General features: G+C 67.5%; 12 protein-coding genes and 2 pseudogenes. 4 read left to right on the top strand and 10 right to left on the bottom strand.

Annotated elements, in window-relative coordinates; translation table 11 throughout:
- Positions 1 to 169 precede the first annotated feature (169 nt).
- A complete protein-coding gene (locus I6J71_RS26545) occupies positions 170 to 640 on the top strand; it encodes an ATP-binding protein (protein ID WP_239153922.1) in 471 nt (156 codons plus the stop codon).
- Positions 641 to 1,149: 509 nt separating this feature from the next.
- Here I6J71_RS26545 and I6J71_RS26540 read toward each other — a convergent pair.
- Both I6J71_RS26540 and I6J71_RS26535 read right to left on the bottom strand, forming a co-directional pair.
- A complete protein-coding gene (locus tag I6J71_RS26540; protein ID WP_204097258.1) occupies positions 1,150 to 1,755 on the bottom strand; it encodes a GNAT family N-acetyltransferase in 606 nt (201 codons plus the stop codon).
- Between the two features lie 65 nt (positions 1,756 to 1,820).
- Positions 1,821 to 2,369 carry a DUF5994 family protein gene (locus I6J71_RS26535; RefSeq protein WP_204089336.1) on the bottom strand — a complete coding sequence of 183 codons (549 nt, stop codon included), beginning with the start codon at positions 2,367 to 2,369 and terminating at the stop codon, positions 1,821 to 1,823.
- Between the two features lie 354 nt (positions 2,370 to 2,723).
- On the opposite strand from I6J71_RS26535, the gene I6J71_RS26530 reads away from it, so the two are divergent.
- Positions 2,724 to 3,083, top strand: coding sequence for a hypothetical protein (locus I6J71_RS26530; RefSeq protein ID WP_204089335.1), 360 nt, complete (start codon positions 2,724 to 2,726; stop codon positions 3,081 to 3,083).
- Positions 3,084 to 3,424: 341 nt separating this feature from the next.
- On the opposite strand, the pseudogene istB reads toward I6J71_RS26530, so the two are convergent.
- Positions 3,425 to 4,230, bottom strand: a pseudogene (gene istB / locus I6J71_RS26525) (IS21-like element helper ATPase IstB).
- Entirely contained in the window at positions 4,230 to 4,850 is a 621-nt protein-coding gene (locus tag I6J71_RS26520) for an integrase core domain-containing protein (RefSeq protein ID WP_239153921.1), read from the bottom strand. The pseudogene istB and the gene I6J71_RS26520 overlap by 1 nt, the downstream one beginning before the upstream one ends.
- Before the next feature lie 210 nt (positions 4,851 to 5,060).
- Between I6J71_RS26520 and I6J71_RS26515 the strand changes: the two are divergent.
- Positions 5,061 to 5,177, top strand: a pseudogene (locus I6J71_RS26515) (class I SAM-dependent methyltransferase); the annotation flags it as partial.
- A gap of 412 nt (positions 5,178 to 5,589) precedes the next feature.
- On the opposite strand, the gene I6J71_RS26510 reads toward I6J71_RS26515, so the two are convergent.
- Positions 5,590 to 5,925 carry a hypothetical protein gene (locus tag I6J71_RS26510; RefSeq protein WP_204089334.1) on the bottom strand — a complete coding sequence of 112 codons (336 nt, stop codon included), beginning with the start codon at positions 5,923 to 5,925 and terminating at the stop codon, positions 5,590 to 5,592.
- Between the two features lie 431 nt (positions 5,926 to 6,356).
- Here I6J71_RS26510 and I6J71_RS26505 point away from each other — a divergent pair, with 431 nt between their 5' ends.
- A complete protein-coding gene (locus tag I6J71_RS26505; RefSeq protein ID WP_204089333.1) occupies positions 6,357 to 6,539 on the top strand; it encodes a hypothetical protein in 183 nt (60 codons plus the stop codon).
- Between the two features lie 314 nt (positions 6,540 to 6,853).
- On the opposite strand, the gene I6J71_RS26500 is transcribed toward I6J71_RS26505, so the two are convergent.
- The 5 genes from I6J71_RS26500 to I6J71_RS26480 all read right to left on the bottom strand — a co-directional run bounded on the left by I6J71_RS26500 (position 6,854) and on the right by I6J71_RS26480 (position 12,450).
- Positions 6,854 to 7,570 carry a YoaK family protein gene (locus I6J71_RS26500; RefSeq protein WP_204089332.1) on the bottom strand — a complete coding sequence of 239 codons (717 nt, stop codon included), beginning with the start codon at positions 7,568 to 7,570 and terminating at the stop codon, positions 6,854 to 6,856.
- Complete coding sequence (locus I6J71_RS26495; protein WP_204089331.1) at positions 7,527 to 8,060, bottom strand: DoxX family protein; 534 nt, start codon at positions 8,058 to 8,060, stop codon at positions 7,527 to 7,529. Before I6J71_RS26495 ends, I6J71_RS26500 begins: the two co-directional genes overlap by 44 nt.
- 80 nt (positions 8,061 to 8,140) lie before the next feature.
- The gene (locus I6J71_RS26490) at positions 8,141 to 8,803 is read right to left on the bottom strand and encodes a hydrolase (protein WP_204089330.1); all 663 of its coding nucleotides are present in this window, start codon (positions 8,801 to 8,803) and stop codon (positions 8,141 to 8,143) included.
- Positions 8,804 to 8,907: 104 nt separating this feature from the next.
- A complete protein-coding gene (locus I6J71_RS26485) occupies positions 8,908 to 10,815 on the bottom strand; it encodes an amidohydrolase (protein ID WP_204089329.1) in 1,908 nt (635 codons plus the stop codon).
- A gap of 600 nt (positions 10,816 to 11,415) precedes the next feature.
- On the bottom strand, positions 11,416 to 12,450 hold the full coding sequence (locus tag I6J71_RS26480; protein WP_239153920.1) for an MBL fold metallo-hydrolase: 1,035 nt from the start codon (positions 12,448 to 12,450) through the stop codon (positions 11,416 to 11,418).
- Between the last annotated feature and the right edge of the window lie 19 nt (positions 12,451 to 12,469).

Here is a 12,469-nt window from a genome sequence, read left to right as displayed (position 1 = left end):
CGGCACGCGGCCGCCCGCGCCGCGTGCCGATATTCGTCCGCGGCATTGCACCGCCTCACGCAGTGGCTCGTTCTCCACGGCGGGCATATCCGTGCCACAACGTGGTAAACCCGGCATTGCCCCAACCGTGTACGACCGCTGAGCGGCGGAGAACCAGGAGCACCCGCGCATGTGCTCGGCGAGCGACTCCGATGACCCTCCGAATGCGCTGCACCTGCGCCGCCCGGCTCGCCTGCACGACGCTTCCGCGCTGCGCTACGTCCTCATCGATTGGGCCCGCGGCCGTGGCGTGTCGGACGAGCTGATCGGCGACCTCCAGCTCGCCGTCTACGAAGCCCTGGTCAACGCCGCCGAACACGCCTACCCCGAGGGCACCACCGGCACGCTCGACCTGCACGCCTACCACGACAACCGCTTCGTGCGTGTCACCGTCACCGACCACGGCCGCTGGCGGCCTCCCCCCCGCGCCGGACCCGCGCCGCGGCCGCGGGTTGCCGTTGATCCGTCTGTTGTCCGACCACGCCGAGGCCACGCCTACCGGGCAGGGCACGGTGATCACCATGGCCTGGCAGCTCACCCGCGACCGCTCCAGCAGCTGAGCCCTCCTCTGCCGCCGGGGCCGCGCTCCGATTACATGTGACGGCCTCGCCATGTTCCTGCGCCGAGCGGTTGTTGAGGTGCGATGGCGGGCGATCGTCGCTGGTTGTGGCTTCTGGCAGTGAGTTCGCCCGGTGCTTGGCGTTGGCGCGCCGGGGTGGTGCGGCGGGCCAGCCAGCCAGCAGCGGCGTATCGCCGCGATGCTGAGCGAGGCCGGCAGGGGCTCGGTGTTGATGTCGCGGCGCCACGTGGCGAGCAGCCACGTCAGGCTGTCGTGGCTCGAACGCTCGGCACACACAACCACCAGGTGGCCCCTGGTGGGATCCGTGTTACCGAGGCAAGGTCGTGTCCAGGTTGTGTGCCGTGAGCTCACCACGCGCGCCAGCGCTGCCCGGCGGTGTCGGGGCGCAGGCCACCAATAGACCGTCGGCGGCGGCGATGCCGGTCATGGCCGCAGACGGAGTCGACTTGCGCTGGTCGGGGACCAGCTGGGAGCGCTACAACGCCTTCGCCGGTGCTCCGGAGGAGGATTGTCCACAGGTGCCTTTCAGGTCAGATCGCACCGAAGGTGGGTGGGAGCTGGGCGTTGGGGGCGGCCTGGTCGAGGTCGGCCGAGCGGAGCCGGAAGACTTGCAGCGTGAGCCCGAAATACTTGCTGGTTTCGCCGACCCAGTGCATGCCGTTGCGGCGGACGGTGGCGGCGGCTCGGGTGTTCCCCGGGCGGACGACGGCGAAGATTTCGTCGACGTCGTGCCGGAAGGCCCACTCAGCTAGCGCGTAGGTGGCCTCGCTGGCGTATCCGTGGCCCCAGGTGTCGGGGTGGAGCTGCCAGCCGATCTCGAGATCCTCATTGCCCGGCGGGAGGGGCAGCAGAATCGCCCCACCGATGACGTGACCGTCGCTGCGCCGCTGAATCGCCCAGCGCCCGGCGGGTAAAGTCGCGCGGGCGGTTTCGGCAATCCATTGCTGCAGCAACAGGCGCATTGCCGCCAGATCGGGCACTCGGTCCATGGACGGGCTGAGCCAGCGTGTCACCGCCTCGTGCCCGTAGACGGCCAGTGCCGCGGGTGCGTCGTCGACCTGCCAGCCCCGCAGCATCAACCGCGCGGTGACCAACGCAGGACGCGACGGCGGCGTGGTCGCATCGCTTGTAGTCATATCAAGGTCGTTTCCGATTGTGCTGCCCGACCCGATGTAAGGCCGCCGAAGGCTGCTCGCCATGTTCATCGGGCGCGGCCACCGTCGACTTCCCAGCGCTGTGTCGCTGCCTCCATCAACTCCGCGCCACTGTGTTCCGCGGCAAGTCGTGTCAGGCGGCTCAGAGCGAACAGCGCCTCGGTACTGTCGACGTTGTCTCGCTGCGATGCTGTCATCAGGGCGTCATGCGCAGACGCCGGCGTGGTTTCAGGCGGGACCACGAGCAGGGTCAGGCGTTGCCGACCCTGCCCGATCACTGTCACCGTGTCGGGGTGTTGCGAACGGAACCCCTCCAACCGGACCGTGCGGCCCTCGAACGTAAGACGGCGCGCTGCTGGCTCCCACATGGTCAAGTTGTAGGTCACCCGCTCGATCCGGCCCGGCCGAATTGCCAGCACGGCAAGCAGCGCCGGCAATTCGGCGGCCAGATCCCGGGATCGGGGCCACCACGCGCCGTCGACATACCCCGTGGTGGGCGCCTTCGGCTTCAAGCGCAAGCGCAGGGTGTGCCGAGGCGGCTCGATGACCGTCGAGGTCGATGGGGTGGCGATCAGTGTGTGCGGGCTCGACGTCATGCCGATGCTCCCGTCCCTGGCCGCAAATACGGCCGACCTGGGCTTTCGTCGAGGACGACGCGGGCTTGGCCACTCGCGTACGAGATGCTCTCGACGCCATCAACGCTACACCCCTGCGGCCACTCGGGCGGGACGATCAGGATCGCCAGCTCAACGGTCGGCTTGCCCAGGTTCGGCGCCCACTCTTGAAGAACGCGGCGATCCGCTCGGCCGAGACCTGCCGGCACAAGGCGTTGGTTCTGGGCATGGCAAACACACGTTCGATTACGAGCGCTGACCGGGCCTGAGGATGTCCCATGCGGCCCCAGGTTCACTGGCTGGGCCGGCTGCAGGCAGAGATCGCGCAGACCCGGCGTGACCGTGATGCTGAGATGTCGGCGGAGATGGGACCGTGCCCGGCGCGAGGTCGACCGGGCGTGCGCCGACCTGGGGAACGAGACGGTGGTGGCGTGCGAGTGGGTTCCGTTGGAAGACCCCGACACCTACACCGCAGTGACCGCGTACAGCACCGATGGCGACCTGGACACGATCGCCACTGAGCTGCGCACGAACTTCGACGAGTTCCACGATGGTGCGATCACCGCGCTGGAGGAATATCTCCGAGAGCTTCGCGAACAACTGCGCGACGAAGAGCGCACGAAGCTCATCCAGCTGACCGCACAGTTGCGCAGCGAGTCGGCCGAACTCGTCGAACAGGAGGCCGAGCTGACTTAGCGGCTGGCGGCCGTACGGGCCCGTGCCCGACGAGTCACCGTACCCCGGGACACGCAGATCCAGGCGAGCGCATGCGCTACCACCCGCAACGTCGGCGCGCTGGCCGACATCTCCCACACCGCTGTACGCAAGATCCTCGCCAAAATCAGCCTCCGGTAAGTAACGAGGGTGGCGCCGCGTCGGCGGCTTCCGCCGGTGCCACGTTCGGTGAGATCGCCAACGACGAACGATCTCACCGAGACTGAATCCGCACAGGTCAGGAAGGGACGGCGGTGCTGTCAACGGCGGCTGAATCTGGACCCCGTGGGGACGGATGAAAACGGACCCCCTGTGGTTCGTTGTTAGTCGTTGGCTTTGGTGGCCGGTGGAACCCGGCCGAGGTCTCGGTCCTTGAGGCGGTAGCTGTCTCCCTTCTTCGAGATCACTTCAGCGTGGTGGACGAGGCGGTCGATCATGGCTGCGGCGACGACGTCGTCGCCGAAGACCTCACCCCAGCGTCCGAACGGCTTGTTCGACGTGACGATCAAGCTGGCGCGCTCATAACGCGACGAGACCAGCTGGAAGAACAGGTTCGCCGCCTCGGCCTCGAACGGGATGTAGCCGACCTCGTCGACGATGAGCAGCGGGATCCGCCCGAGTTTGACCAGCTCGGCCTGCAGCTTCCCGGCGTGGTGAGCGTCGGCGAGGCGGGCGACCCACTCGGCGGCGGTGGCGAACGCGACCCGGTGCCCGGCCTGACACGCCCGCATCCCCAGTCCGATCGACAGATGCGTCTTCCCGGTCCCCGGCGGGCCGAGAAACACCACGTTCTCCTTGGCGGTGATGAAGTCCAGGGTGCCGAGGTGGGTGATGGTGTCGCGTTTGAGCGAGCGCTGGTGGTCGAAGTCAACTCCTCCAACGACTTTCGCGAAGGGAACCGAGCGGCCCGGATGCGGCCCTCACCGCCGTGGGACTCCCGCGCGGCGACCTCGCGTTGCAGGCAGGCAGCGAGGAACTCTTCGTGCGTCCAGTTCTCCGCCCGGGCCCGTTCGGCCAGCCGCTCGACGGCCTGGCCCAAGGACGGGGCCTTCAACGCGCGAGTGAGGTAGGCGATCTCGCCGTCGATATTGCGGCCGCTGGTCTTGGCGGTGACTTTCGTGGTGGCCATCAGGCGATCCCCTCTTCGCTGCTCTCGAGACCGAACAGGCGGTCGTAGTCGGTCAGGGCCCGGTGCTCGACGCTGGTGTCGACCTTCGGAACCGCGACCAGCCGGCGGGCCTGGCGCAGTTGGGCGGCTGCGGCCGCGTGGACGGGGTCGGTGATGCTCTGGTGATCGGCCCAGCGACGGGCATGCCGGGCGACCTCGACGTCCTCGCAGGTGACCACGACCTCGTCGAGATCGGCGGCGAGATGGACGAGGCGTCCGACGACACTCGGGTGGACCGAGTAGTCGTTGGAGTCGAGGCGCAGGTAGTGATCTCGCGGCAGGCGGATGGTCGATCGCCAGCCGGTCACCGGCGCGACCGGCGGCAGCTCGATCATCGCGGTCCGATCGGCCGCCCAGCGATCGACCGGGCGGCAACCCAACCGCCGATGCCGGCGCTGGTTGGCCAGCTGCAGCCAGTCCGTGAGCTGGGTGTTGAAGTCAGCCGGGCTGGCGAAAGCCCGTCCGGGCAGGAACGAGGTCTCCAGATAGCCGTTTACCCGCTCGACCAGGCCCTTGGCCTCCGGATCGCCGGGCCGGCACTGGATCACTTTGATACCGAGCGTTCCGCGGAAGGCGTTCATCGCCTCGGTCAGCTGAGGTTTCCCGCCCCGCCACGGCCCGACGGCGGACTCGTTGTCCCAGACCAGGACCTTGGGAACCCGTCCCGTAGGCTCAGGCCGAAAAGTCAGCCCCCTGCCCAGTAGCCCACGAACGTGCGTGAACGAGCCCCCGCCCGCAGCAACCGTCTCATCCGAGGCAGTCACGCCGTACTGTCTAGTGAGGAGACCGGGGTGTCCCTCGACTCGACCGGCAAGATCTCCTTCGACCACATCTACGCCGAGCCCGATCCGCGTGCCTTCTTCGGCACGCTGAGCCGGGTCGGCTACCTAATTCCACAACTGGCTAAAGACCGAGGAACTGGGGAAAGAACCTGACCAGCTCGTCCCTCGGCCTGCTGCTGAGGGCCTGGAAGGGCGGAGGCCGAGTTGCACGACCTGAGTGACACGCCCATGGACAGCTGATCCAGGTCGAGGTCGACGCGCTCGATCCCGCCGACCTGCACACCCTGTTCGACACCGCCATCGCCCGCTGGTGGAACCCCCGGGCCTACGACGAGGTACTCGCCGCCGAAGCCCGCGACCGCGATCGCCTGAACGGCCTGTAGATCGCTGGTCGGCTCGCTCGGGCTGGGTTTGTCCTGCCGCGCCCCGGGTAGGTCTTAACCACCGCGTGTCGCTCGCCTGGCCCACGCCGTGGGCGGCGCCGGCGGGCGGTCTCACCGGTCAAGCAGCTGGCCGGTGAGACCGCCCCGACGCCTGGTCATCTGGCCGTGCCGCTGTCCCCGGCCGCCGTGCGGTCCGCGCTGGTGTGGTGTCGGACCCAGGTTGGGGCTGGGCCGGTGCGGCCGCGGACGTACGCGCGGGCGGGGGTGCGGGGTGGAAGGCGGAACGGCCCCGGGTACTGGACGCCGCAGCGGGTGTAGTGGGCGTAGTAGAGCAGGGCCAGTGGGCCCGGAGTGTCGGCGGCGTGCACGGGTTCGGTGCTGCCGTCGTCGCGGGTGACCGCGAGCGCGGGCCAGGCCGGGTTGCAGGCACATCCGGCGGCGATGGCGGCCGCGGTGGTGTCGGCGGTGTTGTCGCTGGTCACGATGCTCACTCGCCGGTCTCGTCGGTGCAGAACCGGGGCTGCCGGCCGATCCGGCGGGCGACGGCGGCAACCTCGTCGACGGTGTAGGAGCTGCGGGTGCCCGAGATCGACATCCCGGTCGCCTCGGCGAGATGTTTGAGCTGGTAGGGCGCGCAGTGCGCGAGCCCACGTCGAGGGCGGGCCAGCCGTGGCAGCGGTCAACGCCGCAGAGGTTTCTGCTCGACCCGGGCCGAGTCCAGGATCTCTCCGGGTAGCACGACAAAAGATCTTGTAACAAGCACCGCCCGGGATTGGACAATGGAGCAGGCGGTCCTAGCCGCCCACGGATCGCTCACAAGGACCGCTGGCAGGACTTCTCCCCTCCGTCTTGCCGGCGGCCCCTACCAGCGGCAAGACGCTAAGCCTTGCTTTCGGCACGTGCTACGGGAGGCCGTGAGGGCATGGTTGACCAGGTGCAGCGGAAACCCGGCGAATCGAACGCCGAATGGCTGGGTCGGCTTGAAGCCGCTTTGGCCGGCCACCTCGAGGTCACTGGCATGAGCGCAAGTGCTGACGAGGAAGAAGAGAGAATCCGGGCGACCATTGCCGCCCTGAAACGCGGCGAGGCACCGACAAACCCCTGACCTGGGGAGACGGCGGAAGATATTGGCTGCTTGACTCACGAGTAGGAAGGCGCCTGCCTGCACACTCCTAGGAGTCCGTGATGACGGTGGAGAGCGCTGTGCGCTACGAGTGGCAGAGATCTTCGCCAAGCTCGGCATCACCTCGCGGCGGGGCCTGCGGGCCGTGCTGCCGGTCTGCTGGACCTGTCCGCCGCTTTGGTCGACTCCACGCATGTGCACGTTCTCAAGCCGCGCACTGCCCGCGGAGTTCCGGCCGCGAGCATGGGGCCGGTCATCGGTCCGGGCGTGGGGTGAGGTCGTCAGCTAGCGGTGGGTCATGCAGTCCATGCGGTCGGTTCGGTGTTTCGTGACAGGGCGTGCGCGGTGACGGCGATCGCTGCTTGCAGCGCGGCCGCGAGTCCGAGGGCGGCGGTTGCGTTGACGTTGAGGACCAGTACCGCCCCGGCCAGAGCTCCGGCGAGCATGGTGACCGCGGAAGAGAGCCTCCGCAGTGGCTTGCTGGATTTTCTTGCGCCCCAGGGGCTGTCGGCTGACAGTCCGGTCAACGTGAGGGTGAGGACCGTTGTGGTGAAGTCGGGGACGGCCAGTGCTCGGGCGGTGGCGTTCTGCAGGCCCATGGTGGTAGCGAGCGTGACGATCAGCAGGTAGTGAGCGGTAGGGGTTTCATCGTCCAACAGCAGTGAGATGGCGAGGGCCAGGAGCAGGCCCGTCAGGGCGATGGTGGTGGCGACGGTGAGGTGGCGGCCGCGGTGGCCGCCGCGTTGCCGGGCGAGTCGTCCGCCGGCGAGTGCTCCGAGGAGGAACGCGGCTAGTGCGGCGAGCGCGGCCGGTGCCGAGATGTCGGTGGCTCCTGCGATGCCGAAGGCGAGGAACACGACGTTACCGGTCATGTTGGCGACGAAGGTGTGCTGGAGGTGGAGATAGCTGACCGCGTCCACGACCCCGGTGACCGCGGTCAGCCCGAGTAGCAGGGCCGGGAAGGCCGCGCTACCGTGCCAGCTCGCTGGCAGTCTTGCTGGCAGTGTCTTCATGGGAATCTCCGTTTTGTGAGTGGAGGATTAGCCGGGCCAGCAGTCCGCTGCCGATGCCGGCGGCAATGGCGGCGGGGGCGATCCACGACGGCAGCATGATGTTCAGGGCGGCGTCAAGCGACAGTGTGCCGGGGCCCGTCAGCGCGAGTGCAGCGGCCACGATGACGAGCACGCCGGGGTACTCGTAGCCGTCGTTTTGCACCCAGAGGCCCTTGTGCCACTTCACGGTCACCGCGACGGTCATCGCCCCCATCGCTCCCATCGTCGCCACGGGAGTCAACGCCCCCGCGGCTAGCAGTAGCCCGGACCCGATCTGTGTACCACCTGCGGTGAGAGCCGTGATGACGCCGCCTCGGAAACCGTCTCGGCGGAATTCCTCCGCACCGCCGGAGAGGCCATGACCACCCAACCACGGGGTCACCTTCTGCACACCGTGGCCCGCAATGAGTAGGCCGATCAGGAGCCGGATCACCAGGAGTCCGATGTCCATGACTTTTCCTTGTCGAGAAGGTGAGGGTGGAACCGGGGTGCGGGGCGCGGCAGCCCCGGGCCTCGGATGGTTCGGCTGGTTCAGCCGGCGGCGTTGGCGCCGATGAACCGGTTGGCGTAGACGAGACCCTGACCGTAGGCGCCGCCGCGGGCCTTGATGAGGCCGGTGACGGCTTCGTAGGTCTCGGTGCGAGCCCAGTCGCGCTGCAGTTCCAACAGGATCTGCAGCCAGGTCACGGGGACCGCGCCAGCCTTGATCATCCGCTGGATGGCGTGCTCGTGTGCCTGCGGGCTGACGCCACCGGACGCGTCGGTGACGACGTACACCTCGTAGCCTTGGCCCAAGGCCGACAGCGCGGGAAGGACCACGCACACCTCGGTCCACAGCCCGGCGAGAATGATCTTCGTGCGGCCGGTGGCCTTGATCGCCTCGACGACCTGGGAGTCTTCCCAGGGGTTCATCGTCGTGCGGTCGATCACCTTGTGGTCGGGGAACACCTCTGCCAGTTCGGGCAGAATCGGGCCGGAGAAGACATCGGCGGCCACGGTGGTGAGGACTACGGGGACGTTGAAGATCTTGGCGGCCTTTGCCAGACCGACCGTGGCGTTGATGATCGTGCCGCGGTCACCACTGCCGACTCCGAAGAACATCTGCGGCTGGTGGTCGACGAACAGCACCACCGAGTTGTCCGGGGTCAGCAGGTCCGGGCTCGGCTCCGGCTTGACCTCAGCAATGTTGACCATTGTCTTTTTCCTTAATAGTGGGGACGGAAGAGAGTTGCCGCTCTCCCTCGGCTTTCCTGGGGTCGTCCGAGAACACCCGGAGGCCCGGGGAAGTCTTGCGTGTTTCAGCACACGAGGTCGGTGTCGAAGACATCGGCGGGGATTTCGGATGCGCGTCCGCGTTGGGCACGCCACTGCCGGTGCTGCTTGGACTCGGCGACCGCCTGCCCGAGAAGTTCCGCCTGCCGTGCTCCCGAGATGCTGGGCTTGACCGTCGCCTGGTAGCCGCCGAAATGCGCCACGGGACTCCATGCCGGACTGATCGGCTCGAGGGCTTCGTCCAGCCCCTCGTATTCGTCCGCCGCGTAGACGATGCGCCCGCCGACGACGGTCAGCACGGACTCGATGTGCGGGATGTCCGCCACCGGCACCGCGAAATAGTCATCGGACAGCACCGCGAGGTCGCCGTAGAAGCCGGGCGCAAGCACGCCCTTGACGTCGTCCTCGCCGGTCAGCTTCGCACCGTTGCGGGTGTACATGGTCAGCGCCGTCTCCCGACTCACCCGATTCTCCGGCGGGTAGATCGTCAGGTCCCCGACGATGCGCCCGCTGACCAACCAGTGCAGCGCTACCCACGGGTTGTAGGAGGACACGCGCGTAGCGTCAGTGCCCGCTCCGACCACGAGCCCCCGCTCGAGCATCGCGCGGATCGGTGGTGCCTCCGCGGCCGCGGCGAGGCCGTAGCGATCGACGAAGGCCTTGCCCTGGAACGACATCCGGTTTTGAATCGAAACTGCGCCGCCCAGCGTCGCGATGCGGTCGAGGCTGTCGGCCGACACCGTTTCGGCGTGGTCGAACAACCACCGGTTCCCGGCGGGGAACAGACCTTCGGCCGCCAGCTTCTCGAACACCGCCAGATCACGCCGGATGGTCTCGTCGTAGGTGGCGTGCAGGCGGAAGCCCCAGCCGTTCTCGAGCAGCAGCCGTACGGCCTTCTCGAACTCGTCCTCGTAGCGGGCGACGAGTTCCGGCCGTGGCTCGCTGAAGTTCTCGAAATCCGCGGCGGACCAGGTGAGGTTCTCGCCGGCGCCGTTGAGCCGCAACCACTCGTCTCCCTCACCGGGCCGGACCATGCCGATCCAGCGCCGGAGGTCGTCGATCTCCTGCCCCGGAGTCTGCGGGAAAAGGTGGTAGGCGATCCGGACGGTGAGAGCCTTCTGCTTGGCCAGCTCGATCACTGTGTCGTAGTTGTCCGGGAAGTTCTGGAAGCCCCCGGCCGCGTCGACCGCGGAGGTCAGGCCGAACCTGTTGAGCTCGCGCAGGAAGTGCTTGGTCGAGGTCTTCTTGTCCTCTCCCTGCAACGTCGGTGCCTTGGCCAACGTCGAGTACAGGATGAGGGCACTCGGCGCCGCAAGCAGCATCCCGGTCGGCTCACCATCCCGCCCGCGGACGATCTGACCGCCCTTGGGATCGGGCGTGTCTCTGGTAAATCCGGCCGCCTGCAGCGCCGCCCGGTTCAAGATCGCCGACTGATACAGGTGGAGGACGAACACCGGCGTATCCGGGGCCGCGGCGTTCAACTCCGCCACGGTCGGCAGCCGCCGCTCGGCGAACTGCTCACCGGTCCAGCCACCGACCACCCTGACCCACTGGCCCTTCGGCGTACGGGCCGCCTGCTCGCGCAACATTCCCAACGCCTGGTGCAACGAGGGGACCCCGTCCCAGCGCAGTTCGAGAACGTAGCTGAGCCCGCCTCGGATCACGTGCACGTGCGAGTCGTTCAACCCTGGGATCACCCGGCGTCCCACAGCGTCAACCACTTTCGTCCTGCGGCCGACGAGGGCGGCCACATCGGCGTCGTCGCCCACGGCCACCACCTTGCCGTCGCGTATCGCCACGGCGCGCGCCTGCGGCCGACCGGCATCGCCGGTGAACACCTTTCCGTTGCGAACAATTAAATCGGCTGGCTCTTCGACGCCATCAAGCGCCGTCAAACCACCAACCGGCATCGCGTTCATGAAACTTATCTCCAACCAACGAACCGTGAGTGGAAGAAGGACCACATCTCGGCCACGCCGCTCGCTGTCCTGCGCGAGAGAGGCGGCCAAGGTCGTGGTGCGGTGAACATGTCCGATTCATCTGCTTAAACCGTCTTACGCGAAGCTCATTTCCCAAAATCTGGGAGGTTTGTACCACATGGTGGGGTAGGCGAATTTTCCCAGGACCTTGCCGAAGGTTGGCAAACCGCTCGACCACCCATGCTCGACGCGGCCGCGCGCCTTGAGCGCCGACGTTGAGTACGGCGAATCGCATCTGTGCGAACTCGCCGGTTTGAGTGCCCGCTCCTCGAGAGGTCGGCGAAACCCTGATTGCATTGGGCCTGTAGGCCCGGGCGTCAACGCTCAGTTGCCAGTCGGGTGCTCCACGGCGATTCCCGAAGCAACACACTCGGCGCCGCGCCTCCCAGCAGCTCGCGACTAGCTGCCGGGACTCGTCTGCGTCGGTCCAGCTGTTGCCGGGGCCGGAGCCAGTCGGTTGCAGCCTGCCCCGATCTCCCGGTGCCGGCACTGCGGCCCGTCGCTACTGCACCGAGCACCACGACGTCGACTTGGCGGACTCCAGCGCGATCGCCGTCACGGGTGAACACCGAAGGGGCCGAGGAGATCGCTGTCGATCCGGTGGGACTCCAGCAACGTGAAGGCGTTGTCCAGGGTGAAGACGTCGGCGGCGGCCAGCGTGCCGGTGTACTTGGCGATCACTGGCTCGGCGGCCTGGCGGGAGACGGCGTCGAGGTAGGTCTTGAAGATCGCCCACGCGTTGCCGCTCGGCCCGTATTTCTGGAAGTAGGGCGTGGGGTCGACGCTCGCCGAGGCGTCGCGGACCGCTGCATCGAGGTCGGCGAGGTACTGCTTCTGGAGGTAGCCGTCGGCACGGGTACCGAGGCGTCCGAGGTGCCCGCCGACCAGAGTCTGCCACGGGTACTCCAGGGCGATGTCGTGTGCTTTCACCCAGGCGGGGATGTCCTGGGACACGGCGAGGCTCTTGAACGGCACCCAGCCGGGGAAGATCACGTCCACGACCATCAGGGTCCGGTGGGCGGGTGCGTGGATGAAGATATTGTCGGGTGAGTGATTCGGGCCGTGGTACGTGAGCTCCAGCCGTTCGCCTCCGACCTTGAGCACGTAGCTGTCGTCGAACGTTTCCGTCGGGGCCGGCCGGTTGGGGTCCGCGTCGGCGCGAAGCAGCCGGCGGGTCTCCGTGTGCCCGATGCGCACGACGTCTGAGCCCAGAATCGCCGCGGCGCCGATGTGATCGGCGTGGGAGTGGGAGTAGATCAGGTGCGTGACCTTGTTGGGCATACCGTTGGCTTTGGTGACGTCGTCGATAGCCCGCAAGAGGTTGTGCCCGATCGTGGGTGGAGCGTCGACGAGCACGACTCCTTCAGAGGTGGTCAAGAACATAGCCTGGTAAAACGAATCGGTCACCCAGTGGAGATTTCCTTCGATCCGGCCGACGTAGTAGCCGTCCGCGTTCAGCGCAGGCCCGGCCGAGGCGGCGGGAACCGGTGCGAACTCCGGCAGCGCGTCGGACTCGGCGGCACTGGCCGAGCCCGACAGCGTGGTGCCAAACAGCCCCGCCGCCACGGGTACGACGGCGGAAGTAGCCACCGTTTTCAACAGCGCTCTG

Origin of the sequence: Amycolatopsis sp. FDAARGOS 1241, from assembly GCF_016889705.1 — a bacterium.
Taxonomy (GTDB): Bacteria; Actinomycetota; Actinomycetes; order Mycobacteriales; family Pseudonocardiaceae; genus Amycolatopsis.
Note: the sequence above shows the minus strand (reverse complement) of the source record. Positions and strands in the feature narration are given on the sequence as shown.